Here is a 1,569-nt window from a genome sequence, read left to right as displayed (position 1 = left end):
CACGACGCTGGCTCGAACGCTGTCGGAACAACTGACCATCGGCGGCGCACGAGGGCACAGACCGCAACACGCATTGCGAGTTGCGGTTCACCCAGGAAGCGCAAGCGTTCCACCCCTCGTCGCATACACACAGCCCATCGGTAGCCCCACCGATGTACAAGTTCGGTTTGCCCCCCGCTCATCCCAACCCAGGGATATGAAGGAGCTGCATTCCCAGATGTTCGGCGACGAGACCCAAGAAGAGCTGTACGGCGACGACGCCCACTCAACCGTCGCCGGTCTACTCGGATACGACACCGACGAGATCGAACTGATTCAGTAGGGTCACGCAGTTGCGGTAGTTGGCGTTGAGGGCCGTTGTCCCTGGCGGACGAGGTAGAGCTGCGAGGTCATGACTAGTCCTCTCTCATCGGTTTTGCACGTCGACGACGTTCGGAGTGTGCCTATGCGATGGGTGGCAGAGCAACCATCGGCCCGACCGAACGTCATGTGCGCGTCGTTCCGTTTCTTTTTGTCCACCTTTCTTCTCTTCTTGCCCACGTTGCAGGGAGCAGCGGTCACGGCACGGCCGTGCATCCGGAGAACCGGGCCTCTGTCGGGATCATCAACAGCGGCCGGTGACTTTTGTGGATCAGGCCCTCCGCCCCATGTCGACCTTGGTGGCGATACATCTACCCCCACTCATCTTGCACGAAAGTCGGTGACATTGGTCGTGGTGGAGCGGCCACGACAACGGAGCGCTTACTCGGAAAGGAGGAGTGGTCCGTTGCCGGCGGGCACTTCTCGGGCGCCGACAGCCTGGTCACCACGTAGATATCGGTTGCCGATGTCTACGCCGAAAACAGATACGACGAATGGCGAACGAGGCCGGTCGCCGATATGGAAAAGCGGAGTTCCACACGAGTACGGCTCCCTCGTGTGTCACGGCGTCAGCGACTCAACACGAGAGTATCGAACAGAATGTACGCGGCGACGGCGAACACCAGGTACGCGAACCAGTGTTGAAGTTTTCCGGTGTCGACGCGGTTGCCGAACCGTCCGGCGACCAAGGAGGCAACGATCGCAGCTCCGGTGAAACTGATCGTGATGGCCGGGTCGATGGTGACGCCGCTACCGAGATGTGAGATCAAGCCGGCGGCGGAGTTCGCGACGATGATCAGAAGCGAGGTTCCGATCGCGATCTGCATGTCTATTCCCAACATCAGGACAAGGGCGGGGATGATGAGGAATCCGCCGCCGACGCCGAAGAGCCCGGTCAGCACACCGACGGCGAATCCTGCTGGGATCGCACGAGGTGCGCAGCGACGCCAATTGATACCGGAATCACCTACGCTGCAGGCGGTTCCGGTATCGCCGCGGTCGGCGAGCATACGAGCACCGGCAACGATCATGACCGCGGCGAACCCGATCATCACGACGGACTGCGGGAGCACTCGCCCGAGGGCACTACCGAGGAAGGTTGCGGGGATACCGGCAGCGGCGAACACGGCGGCCAGTCGCCACTGCACAAGATGGGCACGGACTTTCGGGATCGCGCCGACAGCCGAGGCGACACCGACCACGATCAGT

General features: G+C 61.6%; 2 protein-coding genes. One reads left to right on the top strand and one right to left on the bottom strand.

The genetic code is table 11. The features are described 5' to 3' along the window. Positions 1-196 precede the first annotated feature (196 nt). Positions 197-322 carry a hypothetical protein gene (locus A2J01_RS37225; protein ID WP_269455331.1) on the top strand — a complete coding sequence of 42 codons (126 nt, stop codon included), beginning with the start codon at positions 197-199 and terminating at the stop codon, positions 320-322. Positions 323-929: 607 nt separating this feature from the next. On the opposite strand, the gene A2J01_RS19975 is transcribed toward A2J01_RS37225, so the two are convergent. Next, the coding region (locus tag A2J01_RS19975) for a sulfite exporter TauE/SafE family protein (protein WP_064113406.1) at positions 930-1,569 on the bottom strand (640 nt) is incomplete at its 5' end.

The organism is Rhodococcus sp. EPR-134, from assembly GCF_001647205.1.
In the GTDB taxonomy this organism is placed as follows: Bacteria; Actinomycetota; Actinomycetes; order Mycobacteriales; family Mycobacteriaceae; genus Rhodococcus_F; species Rhodococcus_F qingshengii.
This window is presented reverse-complemented; position numbering and strand designations above follow the sequence as displayed.

What these genes read in the sequence shown, in the direction of transcription:
- A2J01_RS37225 (WP_269455331.1), top strand. Translation starts at nt 197, where the DNA reads ATGAAGGAGCTGCATTCCCAGATGTTCGGCGACGAGACCCAAGAAGAG.